A 25,248-nucleotide genomic window follows, 5' to 3' on the forward strand; every position below is an offset into this window, starting at 1 on the left:
TGCCTGAAGACGGCCGGGCCGCTATGGTGTCCGGCCGTTTTCCTGAGCCGGCCACGCCATGTCCAGCGCCATCCTTCCCACCCGCAACGATGCCAAGGTCCTGGGCCTGTCGGCGCTGGGCGGCGCGCTGGAGTTCTACGACTTCGTGGTCTTCGTGTTCTTCGCCAAGACCCTGGCCGTGCTGTTCTTCCCGCCGGACATGCCGGGCTGGCTGGCCCAGGTGCAGACCTATGGCATCTTCGCCGCCGGCTACCTGGTGCGGCCGATCGGCGGGGTGGTGATGGCGCACTTCGGCGACCGCATCGGGCGCAAGCGCATGTTCGCCTTCAGCGTGTTCCTGATGGCGCTGCCGACGCTGTGCATCGGCCTGCTGCCGACCTACGCGCACGTCGGTGTGCTGGCGCCGCTGCTGCTGTTGTGCCTGCGCCTGTTGCAGGGCCTGGCGATCGGTGGCGAGATGCCGGGCGCCTGGGTGTTCGTGGCCGAGCATGCACCGCCGAAGAAGATCGGTTTCGCCGTGGCCAGCCTGTCGGCCGGCATCAACGTCGGCACGTTGATGGGTTCGCTGATGGCCTCGGCGATGGCGCACGTCTTCACCCCGGCCGAGCTGGTCGACCACGCCTGGCGCATTCCGTTCCTGATCGGTGGCGTGTTCGGTTTCATCTCGGTGTGGCTGCGGCGTTGGCTGGATGAAACGCCGGTCTTCGCCCAGATCCGCGAGCGGCGCGCGCTGTCGCAGCTGCCGATCAAGGACGTGCTGCGCGATTACCGCGGCGGGGTGCTGGTGTCGATGTGCGTGACCTGGGTGCTGACCGCCGGGATCGTGGTGATCATCCTGATGACGCCGGCGTTGATCCAGTCCTCGTTCGGCATCGCACCGGCACTGGCCAGCGAAGGCAACGTGCTGGCCGCGGTCTGCCTGGTGATCGGTTGCGTGTGGACCGGAATCCTGAGCGACCGCATCGGCCGCGCGCCGGCCTTGCTGGTGGCCTCGCTGTCGCTGCTGGTCGGGGTGTACCTGCTGTATTTCGACCTGGCCAACGGCGGCAGGCACTTCCTGCCGCTATATGCGCTGGCCGGTTTCACCGCGGGTGTGGCGGGCGTGACGCCGGCCGTGATGACCGCTTCCTTCCCGGCCACGGTGCGTTACACCGGCCTGGCCCTGTCCTACAACCTGGCTTATGCAATCGCCGGTGCGACGACGCCGCCGCTGATCAGTTTCATGGCCGAGCGGGTGGGGGCGATGGCGCCGGCGCATTACGTTGCCATCGTGGCGCTGGTCAACGTGGGCCTGGCGCTCTGGCTGTGGAAGCGCCCGGCGGTCGAATAACCGGCCCGCGCATACGGGCGGCCGGACCGTTATCGTGTGCCGCCTTTTGTCCACGCCGTCCTGTCGCCCCATGTCCACGATGAACCCGCCGCTGCGCAACGATGCCAAGGTCCTGTCGCTGTCCGCGCTGGGTGGGGCGCTGGAGTTCTACGACTTCGTGGTCTTCGTGTTTTTCGCCAAGACCCTGGGCGCGCTGTTCTTCCCGGCAGACATGCCGGCGTGGCTGGCGCAGCTGCAGACCTTTGCGATCTTTGCCGCCGGCTACCTGGTGCGGCCGATCGGCGGGGTGCTGATGGCGCATTTCGGCGATCGCATCGGCCGCAAGCGGCTGTTCGCCTTCAGCGTGTTCCTGATGGCCGTGCCGACGCTGTGCATCGGCCTGCTGCCGACCTATGCGCAGATCGGGATCGCCGCGCCGCTGCTGTTGCTGCTGATGCGCCTGATCCAGGGCCTGGCCATCGGCGGCGAGATGCCGGGTGCCTGGGTGTTCGTGGCCGAGCACGCGCCGGCCAACAAGGTGGGATTTGCGATCGGCACGCTGTCGGCGGGCCTGAGCCTGGGCCTGCTGCTGGGCGCGTTGGTGGCCTCGGCGATGGCAAACGGGTTCACCCCGGCGCAGTTGCTGGATCACGCTTGGCGGCTGCCGTTTCTGATCGGCGGCGTGTTCGGCCTGATCTCGGTGTGGCTGCGCCGCTGGCTGGATGAAACGCCGGTGTTCGCCCAGATGCGCGAACGCAAGGCGCTGGCGACGCTGCCGATCCGCGACGTGCTGCGCGATCACCGCGCCGGCGTGCTGGTGTCGATGGGCGCCACCTGGGCACTGACCGCGGCGATCGTGGTGGTGATCCTGATGACGCCGACGCTGGTGCAGTCCTCGTTCGGGATTTCCGCGGCGGTGGCCAGCGAAGGCAGCGTGCTGGCCTCGGTCTGCCTGATCTTTGGCTGCCTGTGGACCGGCTGGCTGTCCGACCGGATCGGGCGCGCGCCGGCGCTGCTGGTGTCCTCGCTGGCGCTGATGGCCGGCGTGTACCTGCTGTACATCGATCTGGCCAACGGTGGTCGCCACTTTCTGCCGCTGTACGCGCTGGCGGGCTTTACCGCTGGCATTTCCGGCGTGGCGCCGGGCGTGATGACCGCGGCGTTCCCGGCGTCGGTGCGCTTCACCGGGTTGGCGCTGGGCTACAACGCGGCCTATGCGATTGCCGGCGCGCTGACGCCGCCCTTGATCGCCTACCTGGCCGCGCGCGTGGGCGCGATGGCGCCGGCGCACTATGTGGCGGTGGTGGCGCTGGTCAACGTGGGCCTGGCGATTTCGCTATGGAAGCGTCCGTCGGCCGAATGACTCAGGCCGCGGCCTTGGCGCGATGCCCGGAGAGTTCGGCGCCGACGTCATGAGTGAACTTCAGGTGCCACCAGGTCGATGACAGCGACACCAGCGTGACCACGATGAAGGCCACCGAAAAATCGCCCAACTGTGGGCTGGGGTCATCGCCAAACGAGATCGCCAGCTTCAACACCAGCGCGCCGACGCACACGCCCACCGACAGCATCAGCTGCTGCAGGGTGGTGTACAGGCTGGAAGCATTGCTCATGCGGCGCGTCGGCACGGCCTCGTAGGCCACTGTGTTGTAGGCGGCGAACTGGAACGACATGAACGCCCCGCAGCACACCAGCAGCGCGAACATCAGGCCATCGGGCCAGCCCGGGCGGAAGAATGCACACACCGCATAGCCGGCACTGGCCAGCATGCCGTTGCCGATCAGCCCACGGCGATAGCCCACCCGGCGCAGCAACCACGGTGTCAGCAGGCGCATCAACAACGCGCCCAGCGCGGTGGCCAGGACCAGCCGGCCGGCGTGCGCGGCGCTGTAGCCAAAACCCAGCTGGAACAGTAGCGGCAGCAGGAACGGCTGCGCGCCCTGGGTGACACGCATCACCGAGCCGCCCATCACCGACAGCCGGAACGAGTCGATCTTCATCAGGCTCAGGTCCAGCAGTGGCGCCGGGTGCCGGCGTGCGTGCCAGACATAACCCAGTGCTGCGGCCAGGCTGACGCCCATCAGCGAGCACGCCGTGCCCAGGCCGTCATGCTGGCTGACCATCTCCAGGCCGAACAATCCACAGCCCAGGCATAGCCCGCACAGCACGAAGCCGCGCAGGTCGAACGGGGTCGGATGGTCGGCCGCTTCGATATAGGGAATGAACCTGCGCACCAACACGAAGCCCATCAGCCCGATCGGGATGTTGATGTAGAAGATCCAGTGCCAGTTCCAGTAGGTCACCAGCAGGCCACCCAGCGGTGGGCCGAGCAGCGGCCCCAGGAACGCAGGCACCAGCGTCCAGGACATGGCCGAGACCAGGTTCCGGCGTTCGACCACGCGCAGCAGGATCAACCGGCCCAGCGGCGCCATCATCGAGCCGCCGGCGCCCTGCAGCAGGCGTGCGCCGACCATCATCGGCAGGCTATTGGCCAGCGAGCACAGCACCGAGCCGGCGATGAACACCACGATCGAGGCGCTGAATACCCGGCGTGCGCCGTAGCGGTCGGCCATCGCGCCGCTGGCCGGGATGCCGATCGCCAGCGCCAGCAGGTAGGAAGTCATGGCGATGCTCATCGCTGGGGCGGTCGCGCCGAAATCGTGGGCCATGGCCGGCAGGGCGGTGGCCAGTACGGTCGCGTCCAGCTGCTCCATGAAAATGGCGCAGGCGATGATCAGCGAGACCAGCCGGTAGTCCGGCATCTTGTTCGACAACGGGGTGGGCGGTGGATCGGCCAGCACCTGGGGGGCAGCAGTCACAGCGTTTCGGTCCTTGCCCTGGCCGGATGCTTGGGCGCGAAGCGCGCGGGCATGGAGGCAAGCCAGGGGAGTGCAGGGAGGTGCGCGCAGGATGCCGCACCGCAGCACGGACGATTATTCGCCCCTTGCAGGGGCCGGGCAAGTCGAAGGACCGCGACCGTGTCGCGCGTCAGGCCGGGGAAGCGGGGCCGTTCACCTGCTCGCAGGCAATGCCGCGTGCCCGCAGTGCCGCCGCCAACTGACGCCCGGGCGGATCGATGAAGCCGACCCCCGGGCGCAAGCAGACCACCCGCTGGCCGGCCTCGGCGAGCGCTGCCAGTGCCTGCGCCAGGTCCGGATCGGGGCTGGGCAGGGGGCCGACGCTGGCGTCGCGCCTGGCCATGGCCAGCGTCGCGGCCGGGACGTCTTCGCTGACCAGGAGCTGGTCGGCCTGGTTCATCAGGCGCAACGCGCGGATCGTGAGCATGTCGGGGCCGTCGCCGCAGCCGACCAGGGAGACGCGGCCCCGGGTGGGTACCGCATCGACCTCGGAAAGCGATGCCTCCAGGAGGCGTTCGGCCGCGGCGAGATCGCCCTCGCGCAGGCGCGCGGGGAGTTCGCCATCGAGCATCTGGTCGAACCAGCGCCGGCGCAGCGTGGTGCTGGGCCAGCGTTCGCAGATGCGCGGGCGATACCGGGCCAGCAGCCGGGCCAGTGCGCCCGTCGCGTGGTCCACGTCCAGTTCGAGCCGTTCACGCAGGCGCCGGACCAGCATCGGCGCGGCGCCCGCCGAGGAAATGGCGATCAGCACCGGGTCGCGATCGACGATGGCGGGGACCTGATAGGTGGACAGCTCCGCATCGTCCACCACATTCACCCAGCGCATCCGCTCGCCCGCGGCAACGGCCACGCGACGATTGAAGGCAGGATCATTGGTGGCGGCCACCACCAGCCAGCAGGGATCGATCCAGGCCGGATCGAATTCGCCCTGCAATCGCTCGATGCGTTGCTGCTGCAAGTGCCCGGCCACTGCCGGTGCGAGTTCATGCGCATGGACCCGCACGCGCGCGCCGGCATGCAGCAGTGCATCGATCTTGCGGCTGGCGACCTCGCCACCACCGATGACCAGGACGTGGCGGCCGCTCAGGTCGGAGAACATGGGGAAAAGTGGCATCTGGACTCCGAGGGACTCGCACGGGTGACATGTTGCATGGCACCATCGAGCGACGTCCACGCCCCGCCTTCGCCAATGCGTGTCTTGCTGGTCAACGATACCGAGAAACCGATCGGCCAGCTGCGCGAAGCGCTTGAGCGTGCCGGTTACGAGGTGTTGGACGAGGTCGCGAACACCGCGGCGCTGCTGCGCGCGGTGCTGGAGTGCCAGCCGGACCTGGTGGTGATCGACGTCGATTCCCCCTCGCGCGACACGCTGGAGCAGTTGGCGATGCTGCACAGCCGTGCGCCGCGTCCGGTGGTCATGTTTTCCGGTGATGGCAATGACCAGCTGATCCGCGCTGCGGTCGGCGCGGGCGTGACCGCCTACGTGATCGATGGGCTTTCACCGGCGCGGCTGGCGCCGGTCGTGCAGGTGGCGCTGGCGCGTTTCGAGCAGGAAAGCGGGATGCGAAGGCGCCTGGACGAGGTGCAGCAGGCCTTGCAGGACCGCAAGCTGACCGAGCGCGCCAAGGGGCTGCTGATGGAAAAACGTGGCCTGTCCGAAGCCGACGCCTACGCCGTGTTGCGCCAGCAGGCCATGAAGCAAGGCCTCAAGCTGGTCGAGGTGGCGCGTCGCATCGTGGCCATGGCCGACTTGCTGGGATGAGGACATGAACGACACCGACCTGACCGTGCTGCGGGTGGCCTACATGCCGCTGATCGACTGCGCGCCGTTGCTGGCGGCCAGCCGGCTCGGCCTGGACCGCGAGCAGGGCCTGCACCTGCAACTGCAGCGCCAGGCCTCCTGGGCCGCGGTGCGTGACCGCCTGCTTTCCGGCGAAGTGGACGCCGCCCATGCGCTGGCAGGCCTGGTCTACGGGATCGAGCTGGGCGTCGCCGGGCCGCGCGCGCCGATGGCGTTGCTGATGACGCTCAACCACAACGGCCAGGCGATCACCCTGGCCCCGCAACTGGCCGACGCCCTCGCCGCCGGGCGTGCCTTGCCCGAGGTGCTGGCCGGGCTGGGCCGGCGCGCGGTGTTCGCGCAGACCTTTCCCACCGGAACCCATGCGCTGTGGCTGTACTACTGGCTGGCGGCTTCGGGCGTGGACCCGATGCGCGACATCGACGTGCTGACGATCCCGCCGCCACAGATGCCGGAGGCGCTGGCCGAGGGCCTGGTCGATGGCTACTGCTCCGGTGAACCGTGGGCGGCAGTGGCCGAGGCGCGGGGCGTCGGACGACGGGTGATCCGCAGTGGTGAGATCTGGCCGGGGCACCCGGAGAAAGTGCTTGCCTGCCGGCGCGACTTCGCCGCGCTGCAGCCGGAGCTGGCCGAGCGTTTGACGGCCTGCGTGCTTGCCGCCTGCCGCTGGCTCGATGCTGATCCGGCCAACCGGGCGCGCTGCGCGCAGTGGCTGGCCGAGCCCGATGTGATCGGCTTGCCGGTCGCGCAGCTGGAGGCGTGCCTGCAATACGACGCCGCCGATCCGGCGGCATTGGCTTTCCACCGCGGCGGCACGGTGAACATGCCGTGGCTGTCCGATGGGGAATGGTTCCTGTCGCAGGTGCTGCGCTGGGGCTGGTGCGGATCGCTGCCGGAACAGGAAGCCTTGCTGCGCGACATCCATCGGTTGGACAGCTACCGCCATGCGGCGGCGCGGGTCGGGGTCGCGGTGCCTGCCGAGGTGCGGCGCACGGTGCGGCTGTTCGATCAGGGCAGCGGCGATTGAGCCGTTTCCCAGCGTAGGAATGGCGAAATTTCCGTGCCTCCAGGATCGCGGGGCGCTGCTCCGTATGTGTGGTCCAGTCAGCATCCGAGCGGGAGCGCGCTGCCTGTCAGGCTGCGATCGGAGGAACGAGACACACTTCAATGTTGCAATTGCATTGCACAAGTGTGGTGCGCGTTGCACGAATACGGGGAGTGGTTGGTGCGGGGGCGAGTGATTGCCTGGCGCGGTCTTGGCATCTTATTTCTTCTGGATCAATGGCTTGAATTCGTGTTACCCAAGGATGAAGGACTTGGCACGCTGATTGCTTGAGCATTTCCCGCGGGAGCAACGGCGTTCCTGCACACAACTCGATTCGACGCACTGGGCCAACGGCGGTCCGAGGCGTCCAGGACAACGGCGTCCTTCCGGTGAAAACCGGAAGGGCGCTTTTTTTTCGCCAAAGCTCACCCGGAGATGCATGCATGAATCGCTCTTTCTGGCGATCTGGGCACACGCCCACGCTGTTCGCGTCGTTCCTGTATTTCGATCTGAGTTTCATGGTCTGGTACCTGCTGGGGCCGTTGCAGGTGCCGATTGCCGAGGCGCTGGGGCTGGATACCCAGCAACGTGCGTTCATGGTCGCCGTGCCGATCCTGTGTGGCGCGGTGTTGCGCCTGTTCCTGGGCATGCTGGCCGACCGCATCGGGGCCAAGCGCGTGGGCGTGCTGGCGCAGCTGGCGGTGATCGCCAGCCTGCTGGGCGCGTGGCAACTTGGCATCCACAGCCTGGGCCAGGTGGTGCTGCTGGGTGGGTTGCTTGGGATCGCCGGGGCTTCGTTCGCGATTGCCCTGCCGCTGGCCTCGCGCTGGTATCCGCCCGAGCACCAGGGCACGGCGATGGGCATCGCCGGTGCCGGTAATTCCGGCACGGTGCTGGCAGCGCTGTTCGCGCCGATGCTGGCCGCGGCATTCGGCTATCGCAGCGTGTTCGGGCTGGCCTGCATCCCGATGGTGCTGGCGCTGCTGGTCTTCATCTTCGCTGCGCGCGAGGCGCCGGTACCGGTGGCGCGCAAGCAATGGGCCGACTACGGCCGGGTGCTGGTCGGCAACCGCGATTCGTGGCGCTTCATGCTGTTCTACGCGATCACCTTCGGCGGCTTCTCCGGTTTTGCCAGCGCGCTGCCGGGTTACTTCCATGACCGGTTCGACTTCGATGCGCGCAGTGCCGGATGGGCCACCGCCGCCTGCGTGCTGGCGGGTTCGATGATGCGTCCGCTTGGCGGGATGATCGCCGACCGCATCGGCGGCACGCGCTCGCTGCTGGGGGTCTATCTGCTGGTCGCGTTGCTGGTGCTGGTCGCCGGTGCCGGTGTGGGCGGGGCGCAGGTTTCGCTGCTGTTGTTCGTGCTGACCCTGTTGTGCCTGGGGGCTGGCAACGGTGCGGTGTTCCAACTGGTGCCGCAGCGCTTCGGCAGCGAGATCGGGGTGATGACCGGGTTGATCGGCATGGCCGGTGGCATCGGTGGCTTCCTGCTGGCAGCGGGGCTGGGCGTGCTCAAGCAGCAGACGGGCAGCTACACGCCAGGGATGTGGCTGTTCGCGCTGTGCGCATTCGGCGGCTGGGGGTTGCTGGCCTGGGTCAAGCGCGAGTGGCGCAGCCAGTGGGTGGCGGGCGCTGGCGCGGCGCGGGTCTGAGAACAAGCGTGTTCCGTCGCGGACTGCATGCCGTTTTTCATCCACACCGTTTCTCCTTCCCGTTGCCTGCATGCAGCCGGCAACAGCTGATGGCCTCCTCCCTTCCCAGCATCGCGCAAGGAATTTCCCCGATGAACAAGCCCCGCCTGGTGGTGATCGGTAACGGCATGGCCGGCATCCGCACCGTGGAGGAGCTGCTCAAGCTCGCACCCGGGATGTACGACATCACCGTGTTCGGCGCCGAGCCGCACCCCAACTACAACCGCATCCTGCTATCGCCGGTGTTGGCCGGCGAACAGGACTTCGACGACATCGTGCTCAACCCGTTGTCCTGGTACGCCGACAACGGCATCCAGCTGCATCTGGGCAAGGAGGTCACGCAGATCGACCGGGTGCGGCGCCGGGTGATCGCAAGTGATGGCACCACGGCCGACTACGACCGGCTACTGATTGCCACCGGCTCGCTGCCATTCGTGCTGCCGGTGCCCGGCAAGGACCTGAAGGGGGTGATCGGCTACCGCGACATCCACGACACCCAGGTCATGATCGACACCGCGCAGGTGAAGCAGCATGCGGTGGTGATCGGGGGCGGCCTGCTCGGATTGGAAGCTGCCAACGGCCTGATGCTGCGCGGCATGGCGGTGACCGTGGTCCACCTGGCCGGCTGGCTGCTGGAGCGCCAACTCGACCCGGTGGCTGCCGGGCTGCTGCAGAAGTCGCTGGTCGAGCGCGGGCTGCACTTCCGACTGGGCACTTCGACCAGCGCGATCCTCGGCAACGACGCGGGCGAGGTGATCGGCGTGCGCTTCAGTGACGGCAGCGAGATCCCCGCCGACCTGGTGGTGATGGCTGCAGGCATCCGCCCGAACACGGGCCTGGCCGAGGAAGCCGGGATCCATTGTTCGCGCGGGATCGTGGTCAACGACAGCCTGCAGAGCTTCGATCCGCGGGTGTATGCGGTCGGCGAATGCGCCAACCATCGCGGCATTGCCTACGGATTGGTCGCGCCGTTGTTCGAACAGGCCAAGATCTGCGCCAACCACCTGGCCCAGTACGGCATCGGCATCTACAAGGGCTCGGTGTCCTCGACCAAGCTCAAGGTCACCGGCATCGACCTGTTCTCGGCCGGTGACTTCATGGGCGGCGACGGTGCCGAGGAGATCGTGCTGTCCGATCCCGCCGGTGGCGTCTACAAGAAACTGGTGATCCGCGACGACAAGCTGGTCGGCGCCTGCCTGTATGGCGATACCGGGGACGGCGGCTGGTACTTCAAGCTGCTCAAGGACGGCACCCCGGTGCACGATCAACGCGATGCGCTGATCTTCGGCGAGACCGCACTGGGTGATGCCGGCACCGCTGGCCAGGACCGTGCCAGCGCGATGGCCGACAGCGACGAGGTCTGCGGCTGCAACGGCGTGTGCAAGGGCGTGATCGTCAAGGCGGTGCGCGAGCAGGGCCTGTTCACCGTCGACGACGTCAAGAAGCAGACCAAGGCGGCCAGTTCCTGCGGTTCGTGCACCGGGCTGGTCGAACAGATCCTGATGAACTGCCTGGGGTCGAACTTCCAGGAAACGCCCAAGACCAAGGCGGTCTGCGGCTGCACCGACCTGAGCCATGGCGAACTGCGCAAGGCGGTGCGCGAGCAGCGCCTGCTCAGCCACGTCCAGGCCTATGCGGTGTTGGAGTGGCGCACGCCCAACGGCTGTGCGACCTGCCGGCCGGCGCTGAACTACTACATGCTCTCGACCTGGCCGCACGAAGCCGTGGACGACCCGCAGTCGCGTTTCATCAACGAGCGCGCGCACGCCAACATCCAGAAGGACGGCACCTTCTCGGTGATACCGCAGATGAAGGGCGGGGTGACCAATCCGTCCGAGTTGCGCCGGATCGCCGATGTCGCCGACAAGTACGCCATCCCGATGGTCAAGGTCACCGGGGGCCAGCGCATCGACCTGCTCGGGGTGAAGAAGGAAGACCTGGTCGGGGTGTGGCGCGAGTTGGGCATGAAATCCGGCCACGCCTACGGAAAATCGATCCGCACGGTGAAGACCTGCGTGGGCAGCGAGTTCTGCCGCTTCGGCACTCAGAACAGCACCCAGATGGGGATCGACCTGGAAACGATGCTGGCCAACATGTGGAGCCCGCACAAGGTGAAGCTGGCGGTGTCCGGCTGCCCGCGCAACTGCGCCGAATCCGGGATCAAGGACGTGGGCATCATCGCGGTCGACTCGGGCTGGGAGATCCACGTCGGCGGCAATGGCGGCATCAAGACCGAGGTCGCGCGCTTCCTGGCCAAGGTCAGGACCGCCGAGGAGGTGAAGGAATACACCGGCGCGTTCCTGCAGCTGTATCGCGAGGAGGCCTACTACCTGGACCGCACCGTGCACTACATCGCACGGGTCGGACTGGACTACATCAAGCAGAAGGTGGTGGACGACGCGCAGGGCCGCCAGGCGCTGTACGAGCGCCTGCTGTATTCGCTGGAAGGACTGCTCGACCCCTGGAGCGTGCGCATCGCTGGCGAGCGCAACAAGGAGTTCCAGCCACTGCGGATCGCCGCGCCCGCGGCGGCGGTGGAGGAATGAACATGGCCAACGCCACGCAGTGGGTGCGGGTCTGCGCACTGGACGAACTGCCGCCACTGGGCGCGCGCGTGCTGGAGGTCGAAGGCCTGGCGCCGATCGCGCTGTTCCGCACCGCGGGCGATGCGGTGTTCGCGCTGCGCGACCGCTGCCCGCACAAGGGCGGCCCGCTGTCGCAGGGCATCGTCAGTGGCGAGACGGTGACCTGCCCGTTGCACAACTGGAATATCCGGCTCGGCGACGGCCAGGCCTGTGCACCGGACGTGGGCTGCGCACCACGCTATCCGGTGAAAGTCGAAGACGCGGTGGTGTGGATCGTATTGACGGCCGTAGACCAGCCGCAGGCGCTGGCGGAGCCGGCATGAGCGAAGGCGCCGCAGTGACGTGTGCGCCGGAGCTGGCTGCGGAAGCGGCGCAGGTCATCCGCCGTACCACCCGCTCGACCTGCTGTTATTGCGGCGTCGGTTGCGGCGTGCTGGTTCACAGTGAAAGCAGTGCCGACGGCGAGCGGATCGTCGGCATCGAGGGCGATCCGCAGCATCCGGCCAACCAGGGCCGGCTGTGCAGCAAGGGCCGTAGCCTGCCGCAGACCATTGCCGGCCACGACGGCCGCTTGCTGGTGCCGGAACTGCGCACGCAGCGACAGGCGCCACGACAGCCGATGGCCTGGGACCAGGCGCTGGAAACAGTCGCCGAACGGCTGGCCGGCATCGTCCGCCGCCATGGCCCGGATGCGGTGGCGTTCTATCTTTCCGGCCAGCTTCTCACCGAAGACTATTACGTCTTCAACAAGCTCGCCAAGGGCCTGCTGGGCACCAACAACATCGACACCAATTCGCGGCTGTGCATGTCCAGCGCGGTGTCGGCCTACAAGCTGGCACTTGGCGCCGATGGCCCGCCGACGTGCTACGAAGACCTGGAACGGGCGCAGACCGTGCTGTTCGCCGGCAGCAACATGGCCTACGCGCATCCAGTGTTGTTCCGCCGCCTGGAACAGGCGCGCGCGTTGGACCCGCAGGTGCGCTGGATCGTGATCGATCCGCGCCGCACCGACACCGCCGCGATGGCCGACCTGCACCTGGCGATCCAGCCAGGGACCGACGTCGCGCTGTTCAACGGCATGTTGCACCACCTGGTCTGGGAGGGTCTGGTGGATGCGGAGTTCGTCGCCGCGCATACGGAGGGGTTCGCCGAGCTCAAGCACCTGCTGCGGGATTACACCCCGCGCATGAGTGCGGAGATCTGCGGTGTCCCGCTGGAAGACCTGGTCCAGGCGGCGGAGTGGTTCGGGCGCAGTCCGGCGTCGCTTTCGCTGTACTGCATGGGGTTGAACCAGTCCGCGCACGGCACCGACAAGAACCTGGCCTTGATCAACCTGCACCTGGCCAGCGGCCAGATCGGCAAGCCCGGCGCGGGGCCGTTCTCCTTGACCGGCCAACCCAACGCGATGGGCGGGCGCGAAGTCGGCGGCATGGCGACGATGCTGGCCGCGCACCGCGAGATCGACAACGAGGCCGATCGCGCCGAATTGGAGCAGCTGTGGGGGCTGCCCGAGGGCAGGTTGTCGGCGCGCCCCGGCACGGCGGCGGTGAAGCTGTTCGAAGGGCTGCGCGAAGGCCGGATCAAGGCGGTGTGGATCGCCTGCACCAACCCCGTGCACTCGATGCCGGATATCGCCGGGGTGCGCGAGGCGCTGCAGCGCGCCGAATACGTGGTGGTGCAGGAAGCCTTCGCCGACACCGATACGGTGCCTTACGCCGACGCGCTGCTGCCGGCCTCCAGCTGGGGCGAGAAGGACGGCACCGTCACCAATTCCGAACGCTGCATCACCCGCGTGCGCGCGGCGGCACCGGCACCGGGACAGGCGCGCGCGGACTGGTGGATCGCGCGCGAGGTGGCGCGGCGGATGGAGGCGAAGCTGGAGCAGGCCGGCACGCCGACGTTGTTCGGTTTCGATGGCCCCGCGGAGATCTTCGACGAGCACCGCGCGCTGACCATCGGCCGCGACCTCGACATCGGCGGGCTCGACTACACAAAGCTGGAGCGTGACGGCCCGCAGCAATGGCCGTTCCCGGCCGGCGCTGCGCAGGGCCAGGCGCGGCGCTACACCGATGGCGTGTTCGCCACGGCCAGCGGGTGTGCGCGCTTCCACGCCACCGCCTATCGTCCGGTCGCCGAACCGACCTCGGCACGCTATCCGCTGCGCCTGCTGACCGGCCGGCTGCGCGACCAGTGGCACGGGATGTCGCGTAGCGGGCGGGTGCCGGCGCTGTTCGCGCACAGCCCCGAGCCGGGCCTGCGCATGCTGCCGGACGATGCCGTGCGGCGCGGCCTGCAGGCCGGGGATCTGGTGCGGGTGAGCAGCAAGCGCGGCGAACTGGTGCTGCCGCTGGAGCTGTCCGACGAGGTGCGCTCGGGCTGCGTGTTCGCGGCGATGCACTGGAGCGGCCAGCACCTGTCCAGCGGCGGCATCAACGAGGTCAGCACCTCGGCGGTGGACGCGCGTTCGCAACAGCCCGAACTCAAGCACGCGGCGGTGCGGGTGGAGAAGGCCGAATTCGGCTGGCACCTGCTGGCGGCACGGCGCGGCGACGCGCTGGCGTTGCAACGCGCGCTGCAACCGCTGCTGCACGCCTGCGGCTACGCCGGCCTGGGCCTGCATGCGGAACCGGGCGCGTCCGAACAGGAAGGCCATTGGGTCGTGCTGCGCGCAGCCTGCGCGGTGGCGCCCGATGTCGCCTGGATGCAGGCGTTGATGACGGCATTGGACCTGCCCGCCGGACCGGACGCACTGGAATACCGCGACGCGCGCCGCGGCTTGATCCGCCGCGTCGGCTGGCGGCTCGAAGCGGGCAACAGCCATATCGATGGCCTGCTGCTGAGCGAGACCCAGCGCAGCGCCGCCAGTCAGGGCCTGCTCGATGCCGCGCTCTCCGGCCAGCCGTGGCAGGGGCCGCGCCTGTCGGTGTTCGCACGGGCGATGCGCGTGCGCCGCGATCCGGTGGTGTGCAGTTGCCGGCAGATCAGCGAATCGGCGATCCAGGCCGAACTGCAGCGCGGCGCCGACGTCGCGGCGCTCAAGCAGGGTCTGGGTTGCGGCAGCGTCTGCGGCTCCTGCATTCCGCAACTGACCCGGATGTACCAGCAAGCCCAGTCGGCCTGATCCAGGCCCCGTCCCAGCCCAGATGCCAGGAGTTTCCGCCATGTCCCCCGTCGATTCCCCGCTGCGCGAAGTCGTGCTGTTGTCCGCCGGTCCTGGCGATCTGGAGCTGCTCACGCTCAAGGCGGTCAAGGCGCTGGCCGTGGCCCAGGTGCTGCTGCTGGACGAGCTGGTCGATCCGGAGATCACCGCACTGGCACCGCAGGCGCGGGTGATCCGGGTCGGCAAGCGCGGCGGCTGCCGCTCCACGCCCCAGGATTTCATCTGTCGATTGATGCGCCGCTACGCGCTGCAGGGCCTGCGCGTGGTCCGGGTCAAGGGCGGCGAGGCGCTGATGTTCGGCCGGGCCGGGGAGGAAATCGCCTTCCTGCGCCGTGCGGGGATCGGTGTGCGGATCATCAACGGCGTCAGCGCGGCGTTTGCCGCGGCCGCCGCGCTCGGGGTCTCGCTGACCCATCGCGGCCACTGCCACGGCGTCACCTTCATCACCGCGCACACCCACGACGACGGAGAGCCGGACTGGGCGGCGCTGGCGGCGACCGGGACCACGCTGGCGATCTACATGGGCGTGCGCCGGATCGCAGCGATCAGCGCAGGATTGTTGAAGTGCCTGCCTGTGCAGACGCCGGCCGCGCTGGTGTTCGACGCCAGCAGGCCCAGCGAACGGGTCACACTGACCACGCTGGGTGGATTGCTCGAGACGGCCACGTTGGCCGGGCAGGCGCCGGGCGTGATCCTGGTCGGCAGCGCGCTGGCCGAGGCCTGGCCGGCGATGGAGGTGTTGCAGCCGGGCCTGCAAGCGATGGGTTGAACGGCGATGGCGCTACCCAGGGCGACGTTACGGCGGACCCGCCTGCCGCTGATCGCAGCAGGCAGATCCTTCATGCGCAGCTTGAAGCCCGCGCGCAAGCAACGCCCGCGGTGCGTGCGGTATCCCGTCGATACGCCGTGGTTCGGCAGCTCGCGTTGCGCACCTTCGGCATCCATGTGCAGGAGACCTCAGGCCCCACGGACCGCGGCCCGGCCACGCAATGCACTGACCGTCAGCCAGAGCGCCGAGATCAGGAAGTAAACGGCGCCGACCGCGGCATAGCCTGCGATGTTGGCGATGGAAGGCATCGCAGGCTGGAGCGACTGGACGATGAAGAATCCGCCGGCCAGGGCCGACTGGCCGCCGCTCAGCATCATGGCCCACTGTGCGCCGTAGCTGCGACGCCTGATCGCGGTGCCAAGCTGCAGCAGCCCGGACACGATGGCCCAGGCGCCATAGACCGCGAGGACCGCATGCATGCCGGCCGGCAACGCGATCAGCACGGCGACCGTCGTGGCGATGCTCACCAGGATGTTGATGGCTTGGGTCTTGTTGCTGGACAGCCCCCCGCTGCGTCGTGCATCGAGATAATTGGCGATCGCATCCCATGCGGGGTAGATCACCAGCAGGGTGGTGGCGATGGTGGCATCGCGCGGTGCCAGGACGAAGGCCGCGGCCACCCAGACGAATGAAAAAGCGGCGCGCGCAGCGTAGTAGCGCTTGAGCCAGCGCTGCTGCGTGGCCGGTGCGGTGTTGTCGTGGTTGATGTCCATGGTGGATCCTCTTTTTTTGGGCGCACGAAGCCGTTGGCTGACGCGTGGTCGCCAGGGAATGCGATGGGGTGCGGGGTTACCGGGCCGGTGCGTACCGGCCCAGGACGGGTTGCATGATCGATCCGAAGATCCCGGGCTCGCCGTAGGCGCGTGCGGACAGCATTGCGCCATGGACGGTCGCCATGAAGGCTTCGGCTTCCATGCGCGGTGTGCTGGTCAACTGGAAAACGTCCTGCTGCACGCCGCGTTCGAACACCGCGGCCAGCCATGCGGCGAGGTCGTGGAAATGCGCCTTGACCTCGGCCGCGACGCTTTCAGGAAGCAGGGGCAACTCACCGGCCAGCAACGCGCAGACGCAGATCGGGGCGCTCGCATCGCCGATACAGGTCTCCCAGTAGCCGATGTAGTGCTGGAGCTGCAGGCGCGGATCGGGAACCTGGCGCTCCAATGCCGCCAGTCCTTCGCGAGCCTCCTGTCGATAACGTTCGACCAGCACCTGGACCAGATCGGCCTTGGTCGGGAAGTGGTGGTGGATGCTGGGCTTGCGGATTCCAACCTGGCTTGCGATGTCCGCATAGCTGAAACCGCTGTAGCCGCCCTCGGCGATCAGGGTGCGGGCCTGGGCCAGGATCTGTGCGGCAGTGGGGGCGAGTGCTGTCATGCGAGCAGCCTACCTAGTAGTAGGTAGTCTTGCAAGCCGCCGTCCTTGGCTTCGTTCACGCTGCGCCGAAATGGCCGCATCCATCGGCGGACAGGGCCATGCCTGCAATAGGGATTGCCCGGTGGAGTCCTCCGCGGGCGTGGTTGGCGTCTGCAAGCGCACGCGGCCCCGCATGGCTGCGGTTGGTGCATGCCGATGCGCGGAAACGGCCCGCAAGCCACCCGGCGACGACATTTGATCGCGCCTGGCAGGCGCTTCGTCAGGCCAGGCGCGGTTTGGTCGCCGATGGGCTGGCGCCGGCCAGGTGGCTGGGTATTCTCCGCACCAGTTCCCCAGGGGTTAGTGCCATGTTTCCGAGAGTCTTCCTGTTCGTCCGGATCATGGGGGCCTGGCTGGTCACGCTTGGCATCGCGTTTCCGCTGTGGGCCGCGTTCTTCCACGGCTTCGAGGAGCCGCCAGGCCCGATCTTCTGGCTGCTGGCCGTCGGCCTGCTGATTGCCGCGGCCATCCGGGTCATCGACCACCTGCATCGGGTGCGCGTCATGGCCGGCGAAGTTCACGCCGCCACCTTGTCCAACCGGCAACGACGCATCGTCGATCTGCCGATGGATTCGAACGAAGCCTTCGACCTGCTGGAAGGCGCCGTGCGCGAACTGCCGCGCATCCACTCGGTGGTTGCCACCCATGACAGCCTGAGCGTGCATGGCCAGGTCCAGCGGCCGGGCATGGAGCCGGGGCGCAAGACCGCCTGGTACAACGTGCGGGCCTACTGCGCGATCAGGCAGGATGAAGTGCAGGTGACGATCATGCCGGGCGAGGGCACCTGTCGTGCCAGCCTCCGCTGCGAACCTGATGCCGGCGCCTGGCGCGACCTGTTCACCGTGGACAAGGGCGCCAACTACGAACACATCGAGTCGTTGACCCGCGCCATTGCCCGGCGCGTGGCCGAGCGCCGTCGCGCCGAGCAGGCGGCCTCCGCGCACAACGCCACCGAGAAGGAACTTACCCAGGCGCGCCTGAACCTGCTGCAGGCGCAGGTGGAACCGCACTTCCTCTACAACACGCTGGCCAATGCGCAGGTGCTGGCGGCGACCGACCCGCCGCGCGCCGAGCAGATGCTGGGCCACCTGATCCAGTACCTGCGCCGTTCGCTGCCGCGCGCCGAGAACGCCATGTCGCCGCTGGGCGAGGAGCTGGAGCGCACCCAGGCCTATCTGGAAATCCTCAAGATCCGCATGGGCGCGCGCCTGGATGCACGCATCGAAGTACCTGATGCGCTCAAAGCCGTGCCACTGCCATCGATGATGCTGCAGACCCTGGTGGAGAACGCCATCAAGCACGGCCTGGAGCCCAAGCCCGGTGGCGGCACGCTGTGGGTGATGGCGCGATCGGTCGAGGACGGGATCGCCGTGACCGTGGCCGACGATGGCCTGGGCCTGGGCGGTGCACCGAGCAGTGGCACCGGCATCGGCCTGCAGAACCTGCGCGAGCGCCTGCGCCTGACTTACGGCAACGAAGCGCGCTTTTCGCTGACGTCCAACTTCCCGCAGGGCATGGCGGCCACGCTGGTGCTGCCGCGCCCACGTCCCGCGCCGGGCCAGCCAATGCCGCCACCGGTGCCACCGGCCCCGACGCCGCAGCGTCCGCAGGATGCCGGCCCATCGCAGGTTTTCGTCGGAGCGGGCCAGCATGGCTGAGTGCGTCGTCGCCGAAGACGAGGACCTGCTGCGCGCCGCGCTGGTGGCGCAGCTGCGCCAGGCCTGGCCGGAACTGGAGATCGTCGCTGAGTGCAGCGACGGCGCCACCGCGCTGGAAACCATCGCTGAGCGCCAGCCGGCCGTGGCCTTCCTCGACATCCGCATGCCGGGCCTGACCGGCATCGAGGTCGCGCGCGCCGTGGCCGATGCCAGTCCGCACACCCAAGTTGTGCTCGTCACCGCCTACGACCAGTACGCGGTGGAGGCCTTCGAACACGGCGCCGTGGACTACCTGCTCAAGCCGGTCAGTCGCGAGCGCCTGGACTGGACCGTGCAGCGGCTGAAGGCACGCCGGCAAAGCACGCCGGACGTGGCGGTGCTGGATGCCCTGCTCAAACGCATCGCCCCCAGGGCCCGGCCCGAAGTCGCGCCGCTGGCCTGGGTGACCGCCAGCACCGGCCGCGAGACACGCCTGATCCTGCTGGAAGACGTGGCGTATTTCCGCGCCGACCAGAAGTACACCGTGGTGATGACCGCCGAAGGCGAGGCACTGCTGCGCACGCCGTTGCGCGAACTGCTGACCGCGCTGGACCCGGCGGTGTTCAAGCAGATCCATCGTTCGACCATCGTCAACCTCAAGGCGGTGTCTTCGGTGATCCGCGAAGACAGCGGCAAGGGCCAGTTGCGCCTGCGCAACCGGCCGGAACTGCTGACCGTCAGCCAGCCCTTCATGGGCTTGTTCAAGGGCATGTAAGCCATCGCGTGGCGTCTCCCGCTGCGCGACGGATGTTTTGCATCCTGCCGGCACTGCCCGGCCGACCAGACAACCGGATTACAAGGAATGCGCCATGCGCCTGTTGACCTCGATGTTGTATTGCCTGCTCGCGCTGTTCGGTTGCGACGGGAACAGCAGCACCACGACCGTGACCCGGACCCAGGTCGATGGCCAGGACACGTTGTTCAGCCGGACCACGCAGGACCACGATGCGGCCACCTTCCAGTGCGTGCGCAGCATCAGCGGCCGCTGCCACTACCAGGTGTTCCAGGAACGCTGCGCGGCGCAAGCCACCGCAGCCGACGAGGCGAAGTGTGCGCGCACGCCGATGGACAGCTTCAGCCTGGCGGTGGGCGACAGGCACCTGCTCAAGGGATTGGCCGGGCAGGTCCGTGAATGCGTCCAGGCCGAAGCGCCTGGCGCCGGGACCCGCTGCGGAGGGTGACGCAGCGGCAGGCCTGTCATCGGCCAAAAGCAGAACGCCGCCGCAGGAGGCCTGCGGCGGCGTTCGGGTCACGCGTCAGCTGGAATGCATCACTTCACCAGCGTGGCTGGGTCCTGCTTGGCGGTGACGGTACTGCACTGGGTCATGGCTTTGGCGGGGTACGCGGCGGTGTTCAATGTGCGGTGCTTTTCGCTGCACCCCATGTGCTTGTGTCACTGCCGCAGCAGGCGTTGAAAGACTGGGGCTTCATTCGGGAGCCTGCTTTGCGGGTCTATGCTTGCGGGCACCTTTTCAGTAGCGAGCATGCGATGTCTGTCTCCTATCCCAACACGCAACTTTTGATCGACAACGCATGGGTGGATGCGGCCAGCGGCAAGACGCTGGACGTGTTGAGCCCGGCCACGGGGCAGGTCATCGGTACGGTGGCTCACGCCGGCAAGGAGGATCTGGACCGCGCCTTGGCAGCGGCGCAGCGAGGTTTCAACGTTTGGAAAAACACTCCGGCCCATGAGCGTGCGGCGATCATGCGACGCGCGGCTGCACTACTGCGCGAGCGTGTCGATGCCATCGCGCCGCTGCTGACGCAGGAGCAGGGCAAGCCACTGGCCGAAGCCGGGGTGGAGACGCTGGCCGGCGCCGACATCATCGAGTGGTTTGCCGATGAAGGCCGGCGCGTTTATGGCCGGATCGTGCCCTCGCGCAATCTTGCCGCGCAGGCGCTGGTCATCAAGGAGCCGGTGGGGCCGGTGGCGGCGTTCACGCCGTGGAATTTCCCGATCAATCAGGTGGTGCGCAAGATCGGCGCGGTGCTGGCCGCCGGCTGCTCGTTTCTGGTCAAGGCGCCGGAGGAAACACCGGCCGCGCCTGCGGCCTTGATCAAGGCCTTCGTCGATGCCGGCGTGCCGGCCGGCACGGTCGGGCTGGTGTTTGGTGATCCGGCGGAGATTTCGTCGTATCTGATTGCTCATCCGGTGATTCGCAAGATCACCTTCACCGGCTCCACGGCAGTGGGCAAGCAGCTGGCAGCGATGGCCGGGCAGCACATGAAGCGCGCAACGATGGAGCTGGGCGGTCATGCGCCGGTGATCGTGGCCGAGGATGCGGATGTCGAATTGGCGGTCAAGGCCAGCGGCGCGGCCAAGTTCCGCAATGCCGGGCAGGTGTGCATCTCGCCGACGCGCTTTCTTGTGCACAACAGCCTCAAGCAAGCCTTCACCGAAGCGCTGGTCAGCCATGCCCAATCGCTGACTTTGGGTAACGGGCTGGAGGCGGGCACCACGCTGGGGCCGCTGGCCAATGCGCGCCGTCTGGATGCGATGGCGCAGGTAGTGCTGGACGCGCGCAACAAGGGCGCCAAGGTCGCCACCGGCGGCGAGCGCGTGGGCCATGCCGGCAATTTCTTTGCCCCCACCGTGCTGGCGGACGTGCCCCTGGATGCCTTGGTGTTCAACGATGAGCCGTTTGGCCCGGTGGCGGCTGTGCGCGGATTCGACACGCTGGAAGAAGCCATCGCCGAAGCCAATCGCTTGCCTTATGGCTTGTCGGCCTATGCGTTCACGCGCTCGATCAAGAACGCGCATTTGCTGAGCCAGCAGGTGGAGACGGGCATGCTGTGGATCAACCAGTCCGCGCTGCCGACGGCGGAGCTGCCGTTCGGCGGCGTCAAGGATTCGGGTTACGGCTCCGAAGGCGGTCCGGAGGCGGTGGAGGCGTACTTGAATACCAAAACGGTGAGCATCACTGCTGCATGAGGCGGTGACGCGCATGCGTGCGGGGATTGCCCCGGCGTCGCCGCCGGTGGCACCGGAAATCGTCACCTCTGCCTTGGCCGCACGGTCACCACCAGCCAGACGCTTTGGCGATGCCATGGGCAACAACCCGCACATCCGTTTCAGCAACACCACACAGGCCGGCTACACCCTGCTGGACATCAGCCGCCAGCACGCCATCGCCCACATGTACGCCGTGGATCGCATGCGGCGCCAAGCCACCCCGCACCGCTTGACGCGCATCGTCCATGAAGCGGGCGCGGAGCGGTTGTTGGTTGATTGAACGCGTGGGGGATATGCGCGCTGAGTTGCAAGTGCAACTGGTGCGCAGGAAAAGTCGCATGACTGCTTTCGGTCGAGGCTGTGTAAAAACTCTTCGCCGATGTTTCAGCGTCACTGGTGCGTCCAGATCAGACAACTGTGACAAGTACGGAAGTTCGACGCCTAGGCTGCGATTGCTCTCAGCATGCCCGGCATTCCGATGATCTTGATCATGCGCTTCATGTTGTAGGCCAGGACGGCCAGGCTGATCTCTGTTCTGACCTTTGGAAGGGTTGTGGTCAGAAATGGCGTAGTGCCCAGCCAAGCCTTGAGCGTGCCGAACACATGCTCCACGGTCTGCTTTCGCGTCACCGCGACTTGTGGCCTGGCATTGAGCCTCAGCTGCATCGTCTCCAACACGTGCTCGTGCTCCCATCGGCTGATGCGTCGGTAGCGGCCGGTCGTGCACTTGGCTCGCATCGGGCAGGCAGGACAGGCCGATGACCAATACTTGTGTAGCGTCAGGCCATTCTCTTCAGTAGTGAAGCGATGGGTGGCGGCTTCGCCCGCTGGGCATTGATAGGCATCAGCTCGCGGGTCGTAGATAAAGTCCCGCTTGTCGAACCGGCCCTCGGCTTTGCTGTTCGAGGTCAGTGGCTTGGGCACCAGCGGGATGATGCCAGCCTGCTCGCACGCCAGGATCTCCGGCGCATTGAAGTAGCCGCGATCGGCCAGCGCAGTGATGTGTTCGGCGCCGAGCGCATCCTTGGCTTTTATGGCCATGGCCGAGAGCTGGGCGCGGTCGTTACCTGCGTTGGTGACCTCATGGGCGATGATCAGATGATGCTCAGCATCGACCGCGGCTTGAAGGTTGTAGCCCACAGTCCCGGTGCCACGTCCGCTCGAAGTCATCGAGCGTGCGTCAGGATCAGTCAGCGAGATCTGGTGGTCGGGTGTGTCTTTGAGCTGCTGCTCGATGGCATCGAGCGCTTCCATCTGCTCACGCACCTTGGCCAGCTTGTCCTTCAGATGGGGGACACGCCCCTCTGGCAGCAGCGCTGGATCACGGTCAGCCCGATCCAGCTCGGCCAGATAGCGGGCCACGCTCTCGTCCAACAGTTCGCGACGCGCCCTGATCTTGCCAGCGGTGAAGTTGCGCTCTCGGCTGTTCACCGCCTTGAGCTTACTACCGTCGATTGCGACCACTGCATGTGAGAAGACCTTCATCCTCCGGCACAGCGCAACGAACCGGCTGCACACCGACACGATGGAACTACCGTTGTCCTTACGGAAGTCGGCGATGGTCTTGAAGTCCGGCGCCAATCGTCCTGTCAGCCAGATCAGTTCGAGGTTGCGCTGCGCTTCGCGCTCCAGGCGACGGCTGGACTGGATGCGGTTGAGATAGCCGTAGATGTAGATCTTGAGCAGCGCGGCCGGGTGATAGGCGGGCCGGCCGCCAGCGGCACGATCAACCGCCTCAAAGCCCAAGGCACTCAGGTCGAGCGCTTCAACGAACGCGTCGACCACCCGCACCGGGTTCTCCTCGTGGACGTAGTCTTCGAGCCGATCAGGGAGCAGAAGTCCCTGGGACCGATCAACGCTATCGACGAATCGCTTCATGCCCGGCACCAATCAAGTGATGCTCAGATATTGCCAGTGACGTGGTGGTTTTCACACAGCCTCGGCCAAAAGCGGACATCTCATAGTTGCCATAGGGGTTGAAAATCCCCGTGTCGGGGGTTCGATTCCCTCCCCGGCCACCATTTAAACCTTAAGCCCTGCAATGGTTTACGCCACCGCTGGGCTTTTCGTATGCGCTAATCGCCCGACTAGCGCCTTCCTATGGCCCGACTGTGGCCCGACCCGTGCAACCACGTCTCAACAAGGTCGCGCACTCGCGGGTCGCCCCGCTAGACTCCAGACAAAGTCGCAGAACCTGAGACTTAAGGGAGGCATGCTAAGAGCAAGTCCTATTGTTCTCGCCCGCCCTTGATGTTTGTCTAGCTATCCCCAGTTCCGTTCTGGCCGTGTGGCGTCAGGGGCGATAGACGCCGGCCTACCAATAAAAAAAAGGAAGGCACGCATGGCTGGAGAGTGGGAAGCCAAGTTCTCGCAGTGGGCGCAACCGCCTAGCGATACTGAAGAAACGCGGATACAGAACGCCATCAAAGGTATTCGAGATGCCCTAGATGCGGACGTCCAACTGAAAAGTACCACGCGGGTTTTCGTCCAAGGTTCCTATCGGAATCGCGTCAATGTAAGGCAGGACAGCGACGTTGATATCGGTGTGTTGTACACGGGGAGCACGTTCTACCCCGAATACCCACAAGGAACTACCAAGGAAACGTTCGGAATTAGCGACTCCGCGTACACCGTCCAAGAATTCAAAAGGCAGATCTACGGGGCGCTCATCGCGCGCTTCGGTGCATCGGGCGTAACTTGGGGGGACAAGGCATTAGACGTGCACGCCAACACGTATCGGGTGGATGCTGACGTAGTGCCGCTGTTTGAGCATCGGCGCTACAGCACAGATGGCTCTTTTCTTTGCGGGGTCGAGCTTCGTCCGGATAACGGCGGACGCATTATTAATTGGCCTGAGCAGTTGTACTCGCACTGGCCTCGCCAACATTACGAACACGCCGTCAGCAAGAACGACGCAACGCGCAGGGCGTACAAGGGCGTCGTGCGGATTCTGCGGAAGTTGCGCTATGTCATGGACGGAGAGGGAAGCGCGTCGGCAAAAGATATGAAAGGGTTTCTGGTCGAATGCTTGGTGCACAACGCCCCGAACGAGAATTTCGCTCACGACACTTGGGAAAAGTGCGTGCGCGCGGTGCTCTGTTATCTATGGTCGAATACGCTTGACGATGCCACGTGCCAATACTGGCGCGAAGTTAGCCAGTTGAAGTACATCTTCCTCGGTAATCCCGCTGGAAAGCGGGCCAGTGCAAACAAGTTCTTGCTCGATGCCTGGTCTTACATCGGTATCACGCCATGACCGTGACACGCCTGCACATCGTCCTTGTCTTGTTGCTCGCGGTAGTCGTCTGGGCCGCCGTCCTCCTCATTCAGGGCACGCCGATATCCATTGAGCATGCTGCGCCCTTCAGTATTGTTGTCGGCTTTCTGGGCTTGGTTGCGCTTGCCGTCGAGCATGTTTTGTGGCGGCAGCGCTGGCTGCACGGCTGGCTCTTCTGTCGTCCGGACCTGCGAGGGACTTGGCTTGTCGAGTTGCAATCAAGCTACGTTGATCCCGCCACCAAAATCAGGATTGCGCCCATTACCTGCTACATGGGCGTTACACAGACTTTTTCTAAGCTCCAATTGCATCTGATGACCCCGGAGTCGGAATCCTGGCTCATCGCGCATGCCGTCACTAAGTCTCCGAGCGAGGACGGATATCAGGTCTTTGGGGTTTACTCCAACAAGCCGAATGTTCACCTGCGCACGCTTCGAAGCGAAATGCACTTCGGATCTATTATTCTTGACGCACATGGACCGCATAAACTGCGGCCAGACACGATGACTGGTGAGTATTTTACGGACCGTCTTACGAAGGGGTCTTTGCTTCTGAGTCGCCGCATCACCGCGCACAAGACTCGATTTGCAGATGCCGTTGCCGCGCTTGAGGATTCGGCGGCGTGAT

The 25,248-nt window shown here is 66.4% G+C and carries 21 protein-coding genes; 16 read left to right on the forward strand and 5 right to left on the reverse strand.

All coding sequences use genetic code 11. The features are described from left to right. Positions 1-58: 58 nt before the first annotated feature. The gene (locus O8I58_RS17520; protein ID WP_298318940.1) at positions 59-1,330 is read left to right on the forward strand and encodes an MFS transporter; all 1,272 of its coding nucleotides are present in this window, start codon (positions 59-61) and stop codon (positions 1,328-1,330) included. A 70-nt stretch (positions 1,331-1,400) separates the two neighbouring features. Next, a complete protein-coding gene (locus tag O8I58_RS17525) occupies positions 1,401-2,672 on the forward strand; it encodes an MFS transporter (protein WP_298318942.1) in 1,272 nt (423 codons plus the stop codon). A 1-nt stretch (position 2,673) separates the two neighbouring features. Here O8I58_RS17525 and O8I58_RS17530 read toward each other — a convergent pair whose 3' ends face one another. Both O8I58_RS17530 and O8I58_RS17535 read right to left on the reverse strand, forming a co-directional pair. Then, positions 2,674-4,071, reverse strand: a complete 1,398-nt coding sequence (locus O8I58_RS17530; protein WP_298323154.1) for an MFS transporter — start codon at positions 4,069-4,071, stop codon at positions 2,674-2,676. Between the two features lie 226 nt (positions 4,072-4,297). After that, the gene (locus O8I58_RS17535) at positions 4,298-5,281 is read right to left on the reverse strand and encodes a siroheme synthase domain-containing protein (protein ID WP_298318944.1); all 984 of its coding nucleotides are present in this window, start codon (positions 5,279-5,281) and stop codon (positions 4,298-4,300) included. 75 nt (positions 5,282-5,356) lie between these two features. Here O8I58_RS17535 and O8I58_RS17540 point away from each other — a divergent pair, with 75 nt between their 5' ends. The 7 genes from O8I58_RS17540 to cobA all read left to right on the forward strand — a co-directional run bounded on the left by O8I58_RS17540 (position 5,357) and on the right by cobA (position 15,221). Further along, positions 5,357-5,929, forward strand: coding sequence for an ANTAR domain-containing response regulator (locus O8I58_RS17540; RefSeq protein WP_298318948.1), 573 nt, complete (start codon positions 5,357-5,359; stop codon positions 5,927-5,929). 4 nt (positions 5,930-5,933) lie between these two features. Then, positions 5,934-6,995, forward strand: coding sequence for a CmpA/NrtA family ABC transporter substrate-binding protein (locus tag O8I58_RS17545; RefSeq protein WP_298318950.1), 1,062 nt, complete (start codon positions 5,934-5,936; stop codon positions 6,993-6,995). 500 nt (positions 6,996-7,495) lie between these two features. Beyond that, positions 7,496-8,668, forward strand: a complete 1,173-nt coding sequence (locus tag O8I58_RS17550) for an MFS transporter (protein ID WP_298323157.1) — start codon at positions 7,496-7,498, stop codon at positions 8,666-8,668. A gap of 167 nt (positions 8,669-8,835) precedes the next feature. Further along, complete coding sequence (gene nirB / locus O8I58_RS17555; protein ID WP_298323160.1) at positions 8,836-11,253, forward strand: nitrite reductase large subunit NirB; 2,418 nt, start codon at positions 8,836-8,838, stop codon at positions 11,251-11,253. Beyond that, positions 11,250-11,615, forward strand: a complete 366-nt coding sequence (nirD, locus tag O8I58_RS17560) for a nitrite reductase small subunit NirD (RefSeq protein ID WP_298318952.1) — start codon at positions 11,250-11,252, stop codon at positions 11,613-11,615. Before nirB ends, nirD begins: the two co-directional genes overlap by 4 nt. Continuing rightward, complete coding sequence (locus O8I58_RS17565; protein ID WP_298323163.1) at positions 11,612-14,413, forward strand: nitrate reductase; 2,802 nt, start codon at positions 11,612-11,614, stop codon at positions 14,411-14,413. Before nirD ends, O8I58_RS17565 begins: the two co-directional genes overlap by 4 nt. A 40-nt stretch (positions 14,414-14,453) precedes the next feature. Continuing rightward, on the forward strand, positions 14,454-15,221 hold the full coding sequence (gene cobA / locus O8I58_RS17570) for a uroporphyrinogen-III C-methyltransferase (RefSeq protein ID WP_298318954.1): 768 nt from the start codon (positions 14,454-14,456) through the stop codon (positions 15,219-15,221). Between the two features lie 188 nt (positions 15,222-15,409). Here the strand turns inward: cobA and O8I58_RS17575 are convergent, their stop codons facing one another. Both O8I58_RS17575 and O8I58_RS17580 read right to left on the reverse strand, forming a co-directional pair. Beyond that, positions 15,410-15,994 (reverse strand): hypothetical protein, encoded by a 585-nt coding sequence (locus O8I58_RS17575; protein WP_298318957.1) that lies wholly within the window; start codon positions 15,992-15,994, stop codon positions 15,410-15,412. A gap of 76 nt (positions 15,995-16,070) precedes the next feature. Beyond that, complete coding sequence (locus tag O8I58_RS17580) at positions 16,071-16,655, reverse strand: TetR/AcrR family transcriptional regulator (protein WP_298318960.1); 585 nt, start codon at positions 16,653-16,655, stop codon at positions 16,071-16,073. A 347-nt stretch (positions 16,656-17,002) separates the two neighbouring features. Here O8I58_RS17580 and O8I58_RS17585 point away from each other — a divergent pair, with 347 nt between their 5' ends. The 5 genes from O8I58_RS17585 (at position 17,003) to O8I58_RS17605 (ending at position 21,624) form a co-directional block, all read left to right on the forward strand. Next, positions 17,003-18,352 carry a sensor histidine kinase gene (locus O8I58_RS17585; protein ID WP_298318963.1) on the forward strand — a complete coding sequence of 450 codons (1,350 nt, stop codon included), beginning with the start codon at positions 17,003-17,005 and terminating at the stop codon, positions 18,350-18,352. Beyond that, positions 18,345-19,106, forward strand: coding sequence for a LytR/AlgR family response regulator transcription factor (locus O8I58_RS17590; RefSeq protein WP_298318966.1), 762 nt, complete (start codon positions 18,345-18,347; stop codon positions 19,104-19,106). Before O8I58_RS17585 ends, O8I58_RS17590 begins: the two co-directional genes overlap by 8 nt. Before the next feature lie 94 nt (positions 19,107-19,200). After that, a complete protein-coding gene (locus O8I58_RS17595) occupies positions 19,201-19,572 on the forward strand; it encodes a hypothetical protein (protein ID WP_298318969.1) in 372 nt (123 codons plus the stop codon). A 209-nt stretch (positions 19,573-19,781) separates the two neighbouring features. Next, positions 19,782-21,323: an NAD-dependent succinate-semialdehyde dehydrogenase gene (locus O8I58_RS17600; RefSeq protein WP_298318972.1), complete on the forward strand. Its 1,542-nt coding sequence runs from the start codon at positions 19,782-19,784 to the stop codon at positions 21,321-21,323. Positions 21,324-21,336: 13 nt separating this feature from the next. Further along, positions 21,337-21,624, forward strand: a complete 288-nt coding sequence (locus tag O8I58_RS17605; protein ID WP_298318975.1) for a hypothetical protein — start codon at positions 21,337-21,339, stop codon at positions 21,622-21,624. 161 nt (positions 21,625-21,785) lie between these two features. On the opposite strand, the gene O8I58_RS17610 is transcribed toward O8I58_RS17605, so the two are convergent. After that, positions 21,786-23,222, reverse strand: coding sequence for an IS1182 family transposase (locus O8I58_RS17610; RefSeq protein ID WP_298318979.1), 1,437 nt, complete (start codon positions 23,220-23,222; stop codon positions 21,786-21,788). Between the two features lie 463 nt (positions 23,223-23,685). Between O8I58_RS17610 and O8I58_RS17615 the strand changes: the two genes are divergently transcribed. Then, positions 23,686-24,600 carry a nucleotidyltransferase domain-containing protein gene (locus O8I58_RS17615; RefSeq protein WP_298318981.1) on the forward strand — a complete coding sequence of 305 codons (915 nt, stop codon included), beginning with the start codon at positions 23,686-23,688 and terminating at the stop codon, positions 24,598-24,600. Beyond that, positions 24,597-25,247 (forward strand): Cap15 family cyclic dinucleotide receptor domain-containing protein, encoded by a 651-nt coding sequence (locus O8I58_RS17620; protein ID WP_298318983.1) that lies wholly within the window; start codon positions 24,597-24,599, stop codon positions 25,245-25,247. The genes O8I58_RS17615 and O8I58_RS17620 overlap by 4 nt, the downstream gene beginning before the upstream one ends. The last annotated feature ends 1 nt before the right edge of the window (position 25,248 follow it).

The organism is Pseudoxanthomonas sp., from assembly GCF_027498035.1.
Classification (GTDB): domain Bacteria; phylum Pseudomonadota; class Gammaproteobacteria; order Xanthomonadales; family Xanthomonadaceae; genus Pseudoxanthomonas_A.